We start from the raw sequence: 16016 nt of genomic DNA, 5'->3' as shown, positions 1-16016 counted from the left end.
CTGATCCCAGAACTCGAAGTTCCGGCAACGAAAGTGCTCACCTGCTGGCGGCTACGGAACCGAGCATTCCCCGGTTCCGTAGCTCCCATTAGGCGATGAACGTGATCCGTACCTGCTGGGTGATGGGCGACACGATCACCGAGGCCGCGGTGAAGTCCACCCGTTCCACCTCCTACGTCCACAAGGTCTACAAGCGTCTCGCGGAGAGCGCGAGCAGCGACGGACAGCACCTCGTTCCGGTGCCGGACGCGGCGGGGGTGGCGCTCTGATGGCCACCGTCCCCGACTACCGGTGGCGCATGGCTCCGGAGGGTCTGGCCACTCGCCGGCAGCTTCGCAAGTTGGGGCTGCGGCCCGGCGGACAGGACGTCGTCGCGGAGCTCCAGCGGCCCCGTCGGCGCCGTGGCCCGTTGGTCGCGTACCTCTACCGCATCGACCGGGCCAAGCCCGTTCGCCCGATGACCCCGGGCCGCGCCGCTGCGCTCGCCAAGGCGATGCGTGCTCGCCGGACCTGCCCCAGCTGCCGCACCGATGCCGGGTACTGCATCCCGCGCTCGCTCGGCATGTGCGTCACCTGCGATGACATCCGAAGGGAGCGTTCAGCATGACGGAACTCAGCACCGAACCGCTGGTGATCGACAACCAGCCCGCACCGACCACACCGCCCCAGGCCGACCCCGTACCGGCGCCGGCCGAGGTGACCGTGGAGCACACGGCGGGCGGTTGGCCCGTGGTCCCGATCGCGATGACCGGCGCCAACTCCGCCGTGACGGGGCTGGCCGCGGCTGCTCTGGCCGGTGGACCCATCGCCGCCGCGGTCGCCGCGACCGGCGCATGCGTCCTCGGTGTCGCCGCAGCAACCCGCAACCACCGGGCCCACCGCAAGCACGCCACCGGCCGCACCAACCGTGCCGCGACCCACCGCGGCGGCCGGACAGGCCGCGGAACGGGCGGTGGGCACGGCGCGGCCTCCCGCGGAACTGGCGGGCGATCCGCGAAGCACGCAGGTCGCGGCACCTCGCGTACCGGTTCCACCGGAAGCGTGCCGCACCAGCGCAAGACCACCGGCAATCGGGCAGGGAAGGCCGCCGGTCACACCTCCGGGAAGCCCACTCGGCAGCACGGCCCGGGGCGTGCGGGACAGGTCAAGGCGCTGCGGGCGTCGGCCCGGCAGTCGGCCCCGTCCCGGTCGGCACGCCGGGCCGAGACGGCCGGGTCACGGCGTGCCGTCGCGGATGCCCGCCGTGGCGCCAAGACGGCAGCTCGGTCTGCATCGCTCGCTAGGAAAGGGCCGATCGGCCGGTCCGTGGGCAAGGCCGCGGGTCGGGTCGGTGCGGCACGGGGTGCGGTGATCGACCGCAACCGAGCCGCGCGGGACCGGCGAGCGGCCGACCGAGTGGCCGGGCAGCGGGACGCGGTCCGTAAGGCACCCGCCCGGAAGAAGGCCCGTAAGGCCCTGTGGCGGTCCGCCGCCCGGTTCCAGGGCCGCCGCCTGCTCGCCGCACTGCTCGCCGGAGCTCTTGGCTTGGTCGGCATGGTCACCACCCCACTCGGCCGGAAGCTCGGCTGGGCCTGGCTCCAGTACCCGGGCCGTCGCCTCTACGCCCGGATGACCCGCACCGCCGAGGAGCAGCGCCACCAGCGGGACGACGCCATACGCGCCGCCCGGCAGAACGACGAAGCCGCCGCCGACACCGAAGCCGCCGACAACACCGAGCGGATCAGCGACACGGCGGAACGCCCTGCGGGGCTGACGCCGGCACCCACCACCACCAGTGCGAGTGAGGGAGAGAACGTGTCTGGTTTCCGGTTCGAGGAGTACGCCGCGGAGATGGAATCCGCGGCGGGACAGTACGACCCCGAGAACGCCATGGAGATCCTGGCCATGGTCGAGGGGCTCCCGGCCGCGCTCACGAGCGTGGCGAACGTGATGCGGGTCCTGGCCGAGCGGGCCGATTCGGAGTTCCCGCTGGAGAAGGACGTCGCGGATGGCTTCAACGACATCTTCGGCGCCGTGATGAGCGCGGTCGCGGTCGCCGAGGACATGGGCCCGCTGTTCCGGCAGTCCCACGAGCAGGACATCGCCCGCCATGAGGACCCGCGCAACGGTCCCGAGGCCGAGAAGGGATGGAACGTCTGATCATGGCCACCAACACCGCCTCCACAGGGCCGGTGTGGGACTGGGCTGCCGGTCACGGACCCGTGACCGGCGCTCTGTCCGCCACCACCGGATGCCTCGCCGTCGCCACCACCGGAGCAGCCACCGGCATGCCCCCCGGCTGGGCCCTCACCGTCGGCGCCGCCGGCGCCATCGGCCACACCATCAGCAGCCTGCGCGAACGCCTCTCTGCCCGCACGATCGCCATGCGCTCCGCGTCGTGGCTGGTCGGCGCCGGGTGGACGACCTGGGCCATGACCACCGGCCCGCTCACCTGGGCCGCCCTCGGATCCCTCGCCACGATCGGCGTCGGCATCGGCGCCGCCGCCCGCTCCACCCTGCTCTACGAAGAGGCCAGGGAGCTGGAGGCCATCGCCGCCGATGAGCGCCAGGTCGCCCACGAACTGTCCGCCGGACGCCGGGCGATTGCTGCGGAGTGGGTGGACCGGGTGCAGCGGGTCTGCAACATCACGCTGCGGGTCCTCGCGGTGGAAATCTGGCCCACCGGTACCGGGTTCACGATCGACGCCGAACTCCCCGCCGGTGGCACCACCTACGACCGCATCGCGCAGCACTCCGCCGCGCTGTCGGCCGATGCCCGCCTTCCCCACGGCTGCACCGCCGTTGCCTCCCAGGGCATCCATCAGGGCCGGGTGCTGATCGATGTGACCACGGTCAACGTGCTTTCCGAGGAGCGCACTTACCCGTCCGACTACACGCCGCTGTCGATCTACACCGGCATCCCGTGGGGCTACCGCACCAACGCCGAAGAGATCTGCGTCTACCTGCGCGAACAGTGCGCCCTGGTCGTCGGCCCCACCGGTTCCGGCAAGACCAACATGGTGCACGTCATCCTGGCCGGATTCGCCCGCACCACCGACGTGCTCACCTGGGTGATCGACCTCAACGCCGGATCGGCCGGACTGCCCTGGGTCCGCCCCGCGCTGGACTCGAACGGGGCCCCCGTAGACGGGGTCACGCCCGGCATCGACTGGCTCGCCTCCACCTACGAGGAAGCCGTGCTGATGCTCGATGCGGCTCTGGCGATCGGGCTGCGCCGCAAGGTCGCCTATCAGGACCTGATGGCCGAGCGGAACACCGACCAGTTGCCGATCAGCGCGAAGATTCCTCAGATCATGCTCGTGATCGACGAGGGTGCGGAGATCCTGACCAGCACCGACCGGCGCATGAAGGACCTCGCGAAGAAGATCCTCGAAGTGATCCGGATGCTGCGCGCCATGGGCATCCGCACCGTGCTCACCGCGCTGGGTGCCACCGGGTCCGTGCTTGGCAATCTGATGATCCGCCGCGAGGCCAAGGCCCGGGTCTGCCTCACCGGTGGGGAAGTCGAAGGGATGGACCTGAGCAAGGTCTTCCCCGGCTCCCGGGGGCTGCGCCCGGACCAGGCGCCCTACAAGGGGGCGGGGTTCATGGGGACGCCGGAGTCCGCGGCGGCGCTGTTCAAGAACTGGCGGATCCTGCCCAACCAGATCCGCGACATCGTTCTCGCCACCTCCGACATGCACCCGACCCTGGACGACGTGTCCCGCAAGGCTGCCGGGGATGCCTACGCGAACCGGTGGGACCCGCAGCGCACCGCATGGATGCGGGACACCGCCAACACCCCGGCCGCCGACACCGGGCAATCCGGCCACCCCGCGGCAAGGGAGGGGCTGAACCTGTCCGCGCTCCGCAGCGAGCAGGCGGCGCCAGGGGTGGACGAGGACGCGGCCGTGCGCGCGTTCATGAAGCAGATCGACGCTCAGTTCGCGACCGCCCCCGAGCCCGGGGACGCGCCGCAGCCCCCGGCCGCGGCACCCGGGTTGAACCTGTCCGCGCTCCGCGACGGCGACGACGAGGGCGGCCCCGCGTGGCTGGCCGACGCGGTCGCCGCGATCAAGGCAGCGGGCCCGGTCGGCATGAAGCCGTCCGCCGTCGCCGATCTCGTCCGCCGCAGCCGACAGGCCGTGCGGGCCGCACTCAAGGCGGCGGCCGAGCGGGGCGAACTGGTCTACCGGGACAACGGACCGCACTCCGTCTACGTCCACCCCGACCACGCCTGAACGCCTCACAGAGCGCTACTGGCTACTGGCAACTTGCCACTAGCCAGTAGAACGCCCTCCTACTGGCAACCAGGGGCCCCGACAGGCCCTTTTCCGCTTTCCAGTAGCCACTAGCCAGTAGCCACTACGACCACGCACCGTCACAACGCCATCGGGCGGCACCCACCACCACGGGTGCCGCCCGACGCGTTGAAGGGAGCCCCTTGTGTACCCCGAGACCGCGTACGAGATCACCACCCTCACCCCCCAGCAGCCCACCGGACACGGCCCGATGCTGCCCCACGAGATCCCCCCGGGAGTCCAGATGGTCACCCTCCCCGGTGGCATCCGAACCCTGGCCTATACCCCGCAGCAGGCCCCGCCGGCGCCACCGGTTCCGGTCGCGCAGCCGATCCCCGCATGGGCCAAGACCACCGCGCTTCTGACGCCGACGGTCGGTGGGGGCGTCGCTGCCGCGGGTATCGGAATCTCCTACGCCGCCCCGGGACTGATCGCCATGAGCCAAGCCCTCTGGGCCGCCGTCGCCCTCATCGCCGCCGCAGCCATCGGTGTCCCCGCCCTCCTCCGGCTCGGCCGCAGTGCGACCAGTGCGGGCCTGGGCACGACGCACATCACCCAGAACATCACCGCGTCCGGCATGTTCGGCCGTGCCAACGGCACCATCAACCACCGCTAGGCAAGAGGCCGCGGAATCAGCTGTGGGCTTGCGGCGGGCCGTCACCTGCGATGGCCGCCACCCCGCCGTCTGCAGTGAAACGGAGGCAGGGGGCCGCGCCGAGGGCCACCTCGCGGAGCGTGCTGACGTCGCCGTTGTAGCTGGCGTCGTTGTTGAGCAGCCGTACCCCGCAGTCCTCGGGGATCGCCCACACCGGCCCGCCCAGTTCGGCGGCGGTCCGCCGGGCGCGGGCGTGCGCTTCGGTGGTGCCGTCGAAGTGGGGCACCACGCTCGCTCCGCCAAGCAGGTCCAGGCCGTCGTTGCCGATGAACGAGTGCTCCTCCGGCGGCGCGGTCAAGATGGAGCGGCCGCAGACAATTGCGCCAGCACTGACGCCGAAGAGCGGCCCGCCACGGGAGGCATGGCGCGCGACGAAGCGGTCCAGGCCGCTGCCCCGCAAGGTGTCCAACAGCCGGCCGGTGTCGCCGCCGCCCAGGTAGATCGCGTCGAAACGGTTGTTCTCGGCGGCGATGCGCGCGGGGTCATGGGGCATGACCACGTCCTCGAACAACCCCTCGTGGACCGAGGTGAACCAGGCGCGGCAGTCCGGCCAGCGCTCCGGCGCCATGGCGAACGGCAGGAACAGCACGGTTTTTTTCGCCCCGGCGTTACGGACCGCGCTGGCGAAGGCCCGCTGGATCGGCCCGCGGCCGTCGCCGCCGCCCGCAAGGTAGATCTGCGGAGAGTTGATCACGCGTTGAGTCTGCCATCGCCGTCGAGCACTGCAGATCACGGATGCCGCAGAACACTGCTTCCGCCGCCATCGTCAGCGGAAGTGGATCACCACACTCCCGGCAGTACCGCCACCCCACCCCGATGCGCTCCAACGACCGCGAAGCGGTCCACAAGGTATGCGCCGAGGGGTGCGACCAGAACCCCCGTTCCAACCGCTTCCACAACTGACCCTGGAAGGAAACCCGCATGAGCGCCTTCAAGGCAGGCGACGAGGTACGCATCGTGAGCTGCGAGGACGACCCCCGCGCGGCGGGTCGGACAGGTCGGATCGTGGACGAGGTCCCGCCGGGCCCGCGCACCCAAGGCCGGTGGACGGTCCACCGGATCGGCATCCTCATCGGCCCCGTGCTGTGCCACACGCACGAGCTGCAGAAGACCGGGCGGTGACCGACAGCGCCCCGCATCCCACCGCTTCCACAACTGATGAGGGCGACCCCCATCTCACGCCAATGATCTGGGGCCGCCCTCGTCCAGCCAACCTCATCAGAGAACTGGAGACATCCAGCATGACTCAACCCACCGACATCCGGCGACTGCTCGCCCGGCTCGAACCCTTCCGCGTGCTCGACGCGTTCTCGTGCATCGGCGGCGCCACCACCGGCTACCGGCGCGCGTTCGGCGCCAACTGCCACGTCACCGGCGTCGACATCCAGGCACAGCCGGACTACGGCGGTGACGCCTTCCACCAGGGCGACGCCATCGAGTACATCCGCGACCACGGCCACGAATTCGACTTCATCCACGCCTCACCCCCCTGCCAGGGAGAAGGCGCCCCGACCAAGGGCACCAACGCCGCCCGCAACGCGGCCATCGGACGGACCTACCCCCGGCTCATCACACCGACCCGCGCCGCCCTGGAGGCGACGGGCCGGCCGTACGTGATGGAGAACGTGGCCGGCTCCGACGTCCGCAAGGACATCCGCCTGTGCGGGGAACAGTTCGGCCTCGCGGTACTCATGCACCGCTACTTCGAACTCGGCGGCTGGACCTTCCCCCAACCCGTCCACCCCCGCCACCGCGGCTACGTCCGGGGCTACCGCCACGGCATCTGGCGCGACGGCCCGTACGTCGCCGCGTACGGCAAGGGAGGCGGCAAGGCCACCGCGGAGGAGATCCGCGCGGCCAAGGAAATCGACTGGTCCACCGACCACCTCCGCCTCCGGGAAGCCCTGCCGCCCGCCTACACCGAGTGGATCGGGGCCGCCTACCTCACCACCCTCACCCCCCGGCTGGCGGTGGCCGCATGAGCGAGCAGCTGCACACCGCCCTCGGCCTCGCGGCCCACGGCGTGCCCGTGCTGCCGTTACGGGCGGGGAAGGTGCCGTTCGGGAACTGCCCGGCCTGCGCCAAGAACGCCTGTGGTGGCCGGCCGAACATGAAGACCCCCGGCCCCTGCGCCTGCCCGCACCCGTGCCACGGCTGGGCCGCCGCCACCACCGACCCCGGCGTCATCAACTCGTCGACGTGGGCTCGGGTGTGGCGGGAAGCGGCGGCGGTGGCCTACCACCCCGGAGGTGCCGGCCTCACCGTCGTCGACCTCGACAACGTGGAAGCCATCGCGTGGGCCCGTGCGAGCCTGCCCGCCACACGGACCGTGCCGACGACCCGGGGTGAGCACTGGATCTACCGGGGCGCTATGCAGTCCGCCAACGCCGTACGGCCCGGCGTCGACATCAAGTCGACCATGGCCTACGCGCGGTGGCGCGGTCCCGGCACCGGCACCATCACGGCACTCCCGGACGTCGTGCGCGCGCTGACCGTGAAGGAACCCTCCACGGTCCGACCGGCGGGCATCACCGTGCCCGCACTGGCCGGGGAAGGGGAAAGGGAGTGCCGCCACCGCACGCCCGCCTATCTGGACCGTGGCATCGCCATGGCCGAGCAGCGCATCACCGCAGCTTCCAGTGCGGTGCACGCCACCGTCTACCGAACCTTCCTCGCCGTGCTGTCCACGCACGGTCGGTGCGGCTGCCTCACCGAGGCGCACACCGCGCGGCTGTTCACGGCCGCGCAGGCCAAGGGCGAATCGGCCCGGCACTGCACCGACGCGTGGACCAACGCCCTGACCAGGTTGGGACTGTGACCATGTCCGACGACGAGAAGACTCCCGCCCGCGAGATCATCGCCGACTACGCCCAAGAGCAGTTCCGGTACTTCCGCACCGCCGAAGGGACCGTGTACGCGCAGAAGAGCGGCCACCCCGTGGCCCGTCCGATCCGCTCACAGGGCACGACGGGCAGCCACCGCCAGGAACTCATGGTCGGCCTGTTCAAGGACGGGCGTGGCGTGTTCAACGGGGCCGCGCTCAAGGAGGCGTTGGACTTGATCGAAGCGCTCGCGCTGTCTGAGGACGTGCAGCCCGTCCACATCCGCGTCGCCCCCGGATTCGACGGGGCGACGTGGCTGGACCTGGGCCGCGATGACGGGCAGTCCGTCCGCATCCACCCCACCGGCTGGGACATCCTCACCCCCGACCCGCAGGAAGTCTGTTGGCGGCGCACACAGCTCACCGGGGAACTGCCCATGCCGGCCAAGGACACCGACGGCAAGGGCATCGACCTCCTGCTCAGGCTCTGCAACTTCGCAGGCGCCGAGACCGAATGCCTGGCCATCGCCTGGCTCATCGGCTGCCTGGGGCCCTCCGTGCCCGTCCCCGCGCCGTTCCTCACCGGTCCGCAGGGCGCGGGCAAGTCCACAGGTGGGCGGATGCTCGTGCGGATCGTCGAGGGGATGAGCGGCGACCTGCGGCGGGCTCCGAAGGACGAGGAAAACCTGATCGCGGCGGTGGCGGCCGGATGGGTCACGGCCCTGGACAACCTCTCCCACATGACGCCGGACCTGTCCGACGCGATGTGCTGCATCGTGACCGGCGCCGAGAGCGTCAAGCGTGCCCTGTTCACCGACGGGGACGTGTTCCGCGTCGGCTACCGCCGGCCGTTGCTGCTGACCGGTATCGATGTGGGAGTCATCCGGCCCGACCTGGCGGAACGGCTCCTGCCGCTGCGTTTGGAGCGGCCCAGCGTCCGGCGCACCGAGGCGGAACTGTGGGCGGAGTACGCGGAGGTTCTGCCCGTCGTTCTCGGCTCGCTCCTGGACCTCACGGTCAAGGTCCGCGCAGCCGAGGCGGAGACCCCCACCGATCTACGGATGGCGGACTTCGCGCACCTGTGCGCGCAGTTCGACGCGGCGACCGGCCTCGGGGCGCTCCCCGCTTACCGGGCCAGTCTGGACGACCTGAACGACGACGTGATCGAGGGTGACCTCCTCGCGCAGACCGTCCTCAGGCATGCCGACACCATCGAGCCGGGCGCGGCGCAGCGGATGACGTCCACCGAGTGGCTGCACTGCCTCAGTCGCCTCTACAGCGGCGAGGATTGCCGTCCCCTGCCCAAGGGGTGGCCGACCACAGGCAAAGTCCTCTCCGACCGGCTCAAGCGTCTACAGCCGACGCTGGCCGCTCGGGGCGTCCTCATCGACACGGGCCGCACCAGCGTGGGCCGCTACCTCGAAATGACCCGCCTGGCCACCCCGCCCCCACACGAGCAAGCACGGGTGTTCTGACCCGCGATCCGCACGCTCGCCCGGACAAGCAAGAAGAGCACCATCGGCCAGGCGTGCTCCTCTTGCTGTTCGGCGGAACGCCGCCCCAAGGTCGCGCCGCGAAGCGGCTCCTTCTTCACGCTGTGAGGCGCGCCGAACTACAACAGACACCCCCTCTTTTGTCCTAAGAGGGAAGACGCTGCGTCATGTGCGTCATGCAGGCCGGAAAACGGCACCTGACCTGCGGCAACAGGCATGACGCAGACGGCGGTTTCTGCGTCATCCTGCGTCATCTGCGTCATCCGATGACGCAGCTCATGACGCTGCGATGACGCACGTCCTAGCTGATGCGTCAAGCAAAACCGCAGGTCAGAGGCCTAAGTGACGCTGATGACGCAATGACGCAGAAATCCGCACCTCGGACAGGCGCGAATTCCCGAGAAGCCCCCGAACGCAACACGACTCGACGCCGAGGACCCCATGAGCCGAACCCGTTCCGCTCAACCCGACCCCCGGGCCACCCTCCGGGGCGGTCTCCCCGACCGCTACCTCACCCCCGACGACATCGCCGAGATCTTCGACGTCCCCAAAGAGACCGTCTACCAGTGGCGCAAGAAGCGCACCGGACCGCCTGGCTTCCGCATCGGCAAGCACGTCCGCTACGACCCCGCCGTCGTGCACCGCTACGTCGCCGAACGCATGACCGCCGACGCTGCCTGACACGACATCTCACCACCCAGGGAGGGCCACCCAGTGGCCCTCCTTGCTCATTTCCGAGAAGGGATTGCCGCCCCATGGCAGGCCACATCCAAGACCGCTGGTACAAGAGCAGCATCGTCCTCGACGGCAAGACCACCAAGGCCAAGTCCGACCGCCACGGATCCGGCCTGCGCTACCGGGCCCGTTACGTCGGCCCCGACGGAACCGAGAAATCCAAGAGCTTCCCCGACGGACAGAAGCGCCTCGCCGAGAAGTGGCTGTCCGGGATCGAGGCCGACATGGCGCGTGGGCAGTACATCGATCCACGCGCCGGCCGTCTCACCGTGCGGCAGCACGCCGAACGGTGGCTGGCCTCACTCACCATGGACCCTGGCACCTTCGTGAGCACCGAGCAGCGCATTCGACTGCACGTCCTACCGCATCTGGGTACCCGCTCGCTCGACTCGCTGCGGCCGATCCACGTCCGTGAGTGGCTGCGGGAACTCCAGGACGGGGGACTGGCTCCCTCCTATCAGCGCGTCATCTTCGCGAACCTCAACGCGATGATGGCGGCTGCTGTCGACGACCGCCTGATCCCGCACAACCCGTGCCGTTCGTCGTCCGTGAAGGCGCCCAAGTCGGAACCTCGCCGGATCGTGCCGTGGCAGCCTGAACGCGTACTCGCGGTGCGCTCAGCACTGCCAGAGCGCTACCGCGCCATGGTGGACCTGGCCGGCGGGTGCGGCATGCGACAGGGCGAAGTGCTGGGCCTCGCGGTTGACGACGTCGACTTCGCCGCAGGCGTGGTTCACGTTGTCCGACAGGTCAAGCTCATTGCCGGACGGCAGGTGTTCGCGCTGCCCAAGGGCGGCAAGACTCGCACCGTCCCGTTGCCTGAGAGTGTCGCGCGGTCGCTTGAGCGTCACGTCGCGCAGCAGCCTCCGACGGGTGTGTCTCTGCCATGGCGGTCGGTCGAGGGCTCTCCGGTCACCGCATCCGTGCTCTTCCGCAACATCGAGGGACGCGCGGTGAACCGCGTGGTCTTCAACAAGGTTGCCTGGCGTCCGGCTCTCGACACGGCCGGGGTGCCGCGCGGGCGGGAGAACGGCATGCACGCGCTGAGGCACTTCTACGCGTCGGTGCTGCTGGACGCGGGGGAGAGCATCAAGGCCCTGTCGGAGTACCTGGGACACCACGATCCCGGCTTCACACTGCGGACGTACACGCACTTGATGCCGAGCAGCGAGAAGCGCACGCGGGAGGCCGTCAACCGCGCGTTCGAGGACGGCTCGAAGAGCGATGACGGCCCCACGACGGCCCAGGGAGCGTGAGAGAGGGGAAAGTGTGCAGGTCAAGCCGCAAGCTACGTCAGTAGCGCTGCGCTGGTATTGAACCGCCAAGCCCAACTTTCTTCGTGGGTGTCTTGGACCCAGCCCGCCTCGGCACCCGGCGCCGGGCCCGGGGCCTGCGTACCAACGAGATCGTCCACACGAGCAGACTGCCGCAACGGCACCCCACCATCACGCTCACCCCGGGACAGCTACCAAAGGTAACGACGTCTTACTGATCATTTCAGAATGAGGTCCGGAGTCGTCTCAAACAGATGATGCTGCAGGCGAGTTGGAGCAGTCCGAGGTGGAGGTCTGCGCGTATCTCGTAGCAGGTGCGGAGTCGTTTGAACTGGTGGAGCCAGGCGAAGGTGCGCTCGACGACCCACTGGGTCTTGCCCAGGCCGGAGCCGTGCGGGGTACCGCGGCGGGCGATCTTGGGTGTGATCCCGCGAGCCCGGACGAGGCGCCGGTATTTGTCGAAGTCGTAGCCGCGGTCGGCGAACAGTCGCCGGGGCCGGTGCCGGGGCCGGCCGCGCAGTCCGCGGATGCGGGGTATGGCGTCCAGCAGCGGCATGAGTTGGGTGACGTCGTGACGGTTTCCGCTGGTCAGAGAGACGGCGAGCGGGGTTCCGTGCCGGTCGACGATCAGGTGGTGCTTGCTGCCGGGCCGGGCCCGGTCGACCGGCGAAGGTCCGGTGTGAGCCCCCTTTGAGCGCCCGGACATGTGAGCCGTCGATCGCAGCGTCGTCCATCTCCAGCAGGCTGGCCGCACGCAGTTCGGCCAGCAGCACCTCGTGCAGGCGGGGCCAGACTCCGGCCTCGGTCCAGTCCCGCAGACGCCGCCAGGCCGTCACTCCACTGCACCCGACCCGTTCCGTGGGTACGTCCCGCCAGCTCACGCTCTTGCACAGCACGTAAACAATGCCCCGCAGGGCAGCACGGTCATCCACCGGCAACCGCCCGGGATACCGATGCCGGCGAGGCGGACGAGGAGGCAGCAGCGGGGCTATGCGTTCCCACAGGTCATCAGGCACGAGATCAGCAGACACCCGGCAGATCCTGCCGACGCAACACTCAACTGCCAAGCCAGCACACCGATCTCATTCTGAAACGATCAGTTATGCATCAAGGGCCAGTGGTCTGACGTGACTGGTTGTATTTCCCTTCGCCTCGCCGGCGGGCTAGGTACCAGCGTCGGCCAGTAGCGAAGGCGCGCCGTGCCGTGCGTACGGTAGCGATTTGGGTGGCAAGGTGGAGCTGGTAGTGCCAGGGGTTCTGGCCACCGTGGCGTACCGACATGGCGTGCGCGAACGCGACAGCATCGCGGTCGATGTACTGGTCCAGGTGCTCGAACCACGCCATGCTCGTACGCGCGGCCGCCTGCACCGGGTGGAGTTCCGCGCGGCGATGGCGGTCGTACTCCCGTAGCGCGTCCTCCACGTGAAGGTATTCGCTCAGGCTGTGTGCCAGGACGATCCCGTCGATGATCGCCAGTCTGGTGCCCGACCCCAACGTGAAGTGGGTGGTGTGTGCAGCGTCGCCGACGAGCACCGTCGTACCGTGGTACCAGGTCTTGTTGGTCACGTGCGCGAAGCGCTGCCAATGCGCCGGTGCACCCCGTGATCGGCTGAGCAGGCGGTGGCCGTCGAGTGCGCGTTTGAAGATGTCCTCCAGCAGTCGCACTCCCTGGTCGGGGGCGAGCACGTCGAGTCCCAGACCGTGCCAGGTTTGCGGTGAGCATTCGACGATGCAGGTGCTGATTCCCGCGACCGAGGGATAGGCGTGAAACCAGATCCATCCGGCCGACGTCCGCTCGAAGCTGAACACGAAACTGCGGAACGCCTGGTCCGTGCCGAGCCAGATGTAGGGATTGAGACCGACATCAATGCGAGTTCCGAATGCTTCGTGGTGTCCCCGAATCCGGCTGTGCGCACCGTCGGCGGCAACGAGAAGGTCCGCCTCGGGAAGTGTCGAGAGAGCCGCAACGTGGTGGCCGTACTGGATGTCGACGCCGAGCTGCGATGCACGCCGAGCCAGGACGTCGAGCAGTGCCGATCGGCTCATGCTGTATCCGTAACCCCCGAAGTACGCCGTCTGCTCGCCGCACGAGCCGTGCACACGCACCTCCTGGTCCTGCCACAGCACAGACCTGGCGCTGACCTCCCGGGCGCTTTCCGGATCGTTGCGATAGAGGACGTCCAGCAGGTCGTCCCAGTACACGACACCCCAGCCGTAGGTGGCCGCGGGCGGGTCACGGTCGAACACGGTGATCTCGTGTCCGGCATCGCGCAACTTGGCCGAGATCGCGAAATACAACCCCGCGGGCCCCGCACCGACGCACACGATCCTCACCGCTACACACCGCCCCGACTACGGGTCGGATGGGAGACCTACCGCTCCAGACGGGTCCGGATGCCCGAGATGTTCGGGCATCCGGATGCAGCACTCACGGAACTGCTGCATGTTGATCGAGAACTCACTGCGCTGGAGCGTCAGTAGCCATGCCCACCGCCGCGGCCGTTGTCGCCGCCACCGCCACCGCCGCCGCGGCCGTTGTCGCCGCCGCCGCCGTTGTCGCCGCCACCGCCGCCGCCGCCGTGGTCGCCACGGAAGCCGTGGTCGAAGCCCCCGCCCCAGCCGTCATTTGAGTGGCCGCGGTCTCCCCAGCCCCAGCCGTCATTGGAGTGGCCGCGGTCTCCCCAACCCCAGCCCCAGCCGTCACCCGAGAAGCAGCGGTGTCCCCAACCCCAGCCCCAGCCGTCACCCGAGAAGCAGCGGTCTCCCCAGCCCCAGCCGTTACCCGAGAAGCAGCAGACTTCCCCATGGCGGCTGCTGTCGTGAGAGGAAACAGAGGAAACAGAGGCGACGTGGGACGACGAGGGGAAAGCGGCCGCGCTGGCAGCGCCTGCTCCGGCCGAGATGGCAAGGATGGGTGCCGTGCAGACCGCAGCGGCTATGCGCCGCATCTTGGTCGTAGTCGCGCGCATGACGTGTGCCCCTTCCGGGGGTCGAAACAGGGATCTCGGGCGCTCGCACAGGAAACGCCCGTGCCGCCAGATCCTGCGCGCGGGTCTGGCGTACGGTGATCCACCCGCCGGAAGTGCTGAACAACGTCGTAGCGGTTTCCTGGCGGGCTTGTGGGATCTTACTATTGGGTACGAATGGGAGATACGGTACGGAACGTCCCGTTTCGTCAAGATAGGCTCACTTATTGGGCAAAGTCAACGGGTGCACCAGTGGCTCACAAGGGAGGCATGCGGTGATTACTCCCAGGCCGCAGAACGGCCGTCAGAATCCTTTGGCTCCTGAGTGCGCCCAGCCCGACCCCATCGCGCCTGACTCCCGGCGGCGCCGCCGGGAATCTCACGAAGCGGTGCTCCGAGCCACTAAGGACCTACTCGGCGAGGTCGGATATCAGCGGCTTTCCTTCGAAGGCATCGCACGGCGGGCCGGAGTCAGCAAGGCCACCATCTATCGGTGGTGGCCGAATAAGGCCGCGCTGGTGATCGAGGCCCTCAGCGGGGAAGTCCCCCTACCTCCCATCCACGAGACCGGCGACCTGGAAGCCGACCTGCGCACCGCCGTCCGGCTCACCATCGAGCTCGTCTCCGCCATGCCCACGTGCCTGATCCTCCCGGCGCTGCTCGCCGATGTGATCCAGGATCCCACCGGTACCGGAGCCTTCGCCGAGCTCATCGAACCCCGCCGCGCGTCGGTCGTGAAACTGCTGGAGCGGGCCCGCCTCGAAGGTCGGTTGCCGCCGGACACCGATACGTCGCTGATGGTCGACATCTACTCCGGAACCGTCGTCTACCTGGCCGCGGTGAACCGGGAACCGCCGGGCGAGGCGGTGGTAGACCAGATCGTCAGCCTGCTCCTGCACGGCCACCTCCCAGTCTCGAAGGGGCTCGCGCTTAGGGCGCGCATCGAGTCGTGATCAATTTGCGGGAATCGCCCTCGCGGCGGGGCCTGAACGGCGGAAGCTCCAGGACGGGGGACTGGCTCCCGCCTATCAGCGCGTCATCTTTGCGAACCTCAACGCGATGATGGCGGCGGCTGTTGACGACCGTCTGATCCCGCACAACCCGTGCCGTTCGTCGTCCGTGAAGGCGCCCAAGTCGGAACCTCGCCGGATCGTGCCGTGGCGGCCTGAACGCGTACTCGCGGTGCGCTCAGAACTGCCGGAGCGCTACCGGGCCATGGTGGACCTGGCCGGCGGGTGCGGCATGCGACAGGGCGAAGTGTTGGGCCTCGCGGTTGACGACGTCGATTTCGTCGCGGGCGTGGTTCACGTTGTCCGACAGGTCAAGCTCATTGCCGGACGGCAGGTGTTTGCGCTGCCCACGGGCGGCAAGACGCGCACCGTCCCGTTGCCTGAGAGCGTTGTGCGGTCGCTTGAGCGTCACAGCGTGCAGCAGCCTCCGACGGGTGTGTCTCTGCCATGGCGGTCGGTCGAGGGCTCTCCGGTCACCGCATCCGTGCTCTTCCGCAACATCGAGGGACGCGCGGTGAACCGCGTGGTCTTCAACAAGGTTGCCTGGCGTCCCGCTCTCGACACGGCCGGGGTGCCGCGCGGGCGGGAGAACGGCATGCACGCGCTGAGGCACTTCTACGCGTCCGTGTTGCTGGACGCGGGGGAGAGCATCAAGGCCCTTTCGGAGTACCTGGGACACCACTCACGCTGCGGACGTACACGCACTTGATGCCGGGCAGCGAGAAGCGCACGCGGGAGGCCGTCAACCGCGCGTTCGAGGACGGCTCGAAGAGCGATGGCGG

At 69.1% G+C, this 16016-nt stretch carries 17 protein-coding genes; 14 read left to right on the top strand and 3 right to left on the bottom strand.

Features of this window, described 5'->3' with window-relative positions:
• Window positions 1-95: 95 nt before the first annotated feature.
• From ACFU8W_RS43865 to ACFU8W_RS43845, 5 genes are all read left to right on the top strand, one after another.
• The gene (locus tag ACFU8W_RS43865; RefSeq protein ID WP_384050326.1) at window positions 96-269 is read left to right on the top strand and encodes a hypothetical protein; all 174 of its coding nucleotides are present in this window, start codon (window positions 96-98) and stop codon (window positions 267-269) included.
• On the top strand, window positions 269-607 hold the full coding sequence (locus ACFU8W_RS43860; RefSeq protein ID WP_384050323.1) for an RRQRL motif-containing zinc-binding protein: 339 nt from the start codon (window positions 269-271) through the stop codon (window positions 605-607). Before ACFU8W_RS43865 ends, ACFU8W_RS43860 begins: the two co-directional genes overlap by 1 nt.
• On the top strand, window positions 604-2139 hold the full coding sequence (locus ACFU8W_RS43855) for a hypothetical protein (RefSeq protein ID WP_384050320.1): 1536 nt from the start codon (window positions 604-606) through the stop codon (window positions 2137-2139). Before ACFU8W_RS43860 ends, ACFU8W_RS43855 begins: the two co-directional genes overlap by 4 nt.
• Window positions 2127-4220 (top strand): hypothetical protein, encoded by a 2094-nt coding sequence (locus ACFU8W_RS43850; protein ID WP_384050317.1) that lies wholly within the window; start codon window positions 2127-2129, stop codon window positions 4218-4220. The genes ACFU8W_RS43855 and ACFU8W_RS43850 overlap by 13 nt, the downstream gene beginning before the upstream one ends.
• A 205-nt stretch (window positions 4221-4425) precedes the next feature.
• Window positions 4426-4896 (top strand): hypothetical protein, encoded by a 471-nt coding sequence (locus tag ACFU8W_RS43845; protein ID WP_384050315.1) that lies wholly within the window; start codon window positions 4426-4428, stop codon window positions 4894-4896.
• A gap of 16 nt (window positions 4897-4912) precedes the next feature.
• Here ACFU8W_RS43845 and ACFU8W_RS43840 read toward each other — a convergent pair whose 3' ends face one another.
• On the bottom strand, window positions 4913-5629 hold the full coding sequence (locus tag ACFU8W_RS43840; RefSeq protein WP_384050312.1) for a Type 1 glutamine amidotransferase-like domain-containing protein: 717 nt from the start codon (window positions 5627-5629) through the stop codon (window positions 4913-4915).
• Between the two features lie 227 nt (window positions 5630-5856).
• On the opposite strand from ACFU8W_RS43840, the gene ACFU8W_RS43835 reads away from it, so the two are divergent.
• The 6 genes from ACFU8W_RS43835 to ACFU8W_RS43810 all read left to right on the top strand — a co-directional run bounded on the left by ACFU8W_RS43835 (window position 5857) and on the right by ACFU8W_RS43810 (window position 11240).
• On the top strand, window positions 5857-6057 hold the full coding sequence (locus ACFU8W_RS43835; RefSeq protein WP_384050309.1) for a hypothetical protein: 201 nt from the start codon (window positions 5857-5859) through the stop codon (window positions 6055-6057).
• A 119-nt stretch (window positions 6058-6176) separates the two neighbouring features.
• The gene (locus ACFU8W_RS43830; RefSeq protein WP_384050306.1) at window positions 6177-6917 is read left to right on the top strand and encodes a DNA methylase; all 741 of its coding nucleotides are present in this window, start codon (window positions 6177-6179) and stop codon (window positions 6915-6917) included.
• On the top strand, window positions 6914-7753 hold the full coding sequence (locus tag ACFU8W_RS43825) for a bifunctional DNA primase/polymerase (RefSeq protein ID WP_384050303.1): 840 nt from the start codon (window positions 6914-6916) through the stop codon (window positions 7751-7753). The genes ACFU8W_RS43830 and ACFU8W_RS43825 overlap by 4 nt, the downstream gene beginning before the upstream one ends.
• A 2-nt stretch (window positions 7754-7755) precedes the next feature.
• Window positions 7756-9231, top strand: coding sequence for an ATP-binding protein (locus ACFU8W_RS43820; protein WP_384050332.1), 1476 nt, complete (start codon window positions 7756-7758; stop codon window positions 9229-9231).
• Between the two features lie 459 nt (window positions 9232-9690).
• The gene (locus ACFU8W_RS43815; RefSeq protein WP_384050299.1) at window positions 9691-9930 is read left to right on the top strand and encodes a helix-turn-helix domain-containing protein; all 240 of its coding nucleotides are present in this window, start codon (window positions 9691-9693) and stop codon (window positions 9928-9930) included.
• A 74-nt stretch (window positions 9931-10004) separates the two neighbouring features.
• Window positions 10005-11240, top strand: coding sequence for a tyrosine-type recombinase/integrase (locus tag ACFU8W_RS43810; protein WP_384050296.1), 1236 nt, complete (start codon window positions 10005-10007; stop codon window positions 11238-11240).
• Between the two features lie 241 nt (window positions 11241-11481).
• On the opposite strand, the gene ACFU8W_RS43805 is transcribed toward ACFU8W_RS43810, so the two are convergent.
• Both ACFU8W_RS43805 and ACFU8W_RS43800 read right to left on the bottom strand, forming a co-directional pair.
• Window positions 11482-12289, bottom strand: a protein-coding gene (locus ACFU8W_RS43805) for an IS5 family transposase (protein WP_384050293.1) whose coding sequence is annotated in 2 segments (ribosomal slippage) — window positions 11482-11938 and window positions 11937-12289 — 810 coding nt in all. Because the reading frame shifts where the segments join, the coding sequence is not laid out codon by codon here.
• Between the two features lie 76 nt (window positions 12290-12365).
• Entirely contained in the window at window positions 12366-13592 is a 1227-nt protein-coding gene (locus tag ACFU8W_RS43800; protein ID WP_384050290.1) for an FAD-dependent monooxygenase, read from the bottom strand.
• Window positions 13593-13741: 149 nt separating this feature from the next.
• On the opposite strand from ACFU8W_RS43800, the gene ACFU8W_RS43795 reads away from it, so the two are divergent.
• From ACFU8W_RS43795 to ACFU8W_RS43785, 3 genes are all read left to right on the top strand, one after another.
• Window positions 13742-13888 carry a hypothetical protein gene (locus ACFU8W_RS43795; RefSeq protein ID WP_384050287.1) on the top strand — a complete coding sequence of 49 codons (147 nt, stop codon included), beginning with the start codon at window positions 13742-13744 and terminating at the stop codon, window positions 13886-13888.
• A 725-nt stretch (window positions 13889-14613) separates the two neighbouring features.
• Window positions 14614-15177 (top strand): TetR/AcrR family transcriptional regulator, encoded by a 564-nt coding sequence (locus ACFU8W_RS43790; protein ID WP_384050284.1) that lies wholly within the window; start codon window positions 14614-14616, stop codon window positions 15175-15177.
• A gap of 106 nt (window positions 15178-15283) precedes the next feature.
• Window positions 15284-15943: a tyrosine-type recombinase/integrase gene (locus ACFU8W_RS43785; protein WP_384050281.1), complete on the top strand. Its 660-nt coding sequence runs from the start codon at window positions 15284-15286 to the stop codon at window positions 15941-15943.
• The last annotated feature ends 73 nt before the right edge of the window (window positions 15944-16016 follow it).

It is taken from the genome of Streptomyces sp. NPDC057565 (genome assembly GCF_042801455.1).
GTDB classification, from domain to species: domain Bacteria; phylum Actinomycetota; class Actinomycetes; order Streptomycetales; family Streptomycetaceae; genus Streptomyces; species Streptomyces yanii.
The sequence above is the reverse complement of the archived record's forward strand: the minus strand, read 5'-3'. Positions and strand labels throughout refer to the sequence as shown.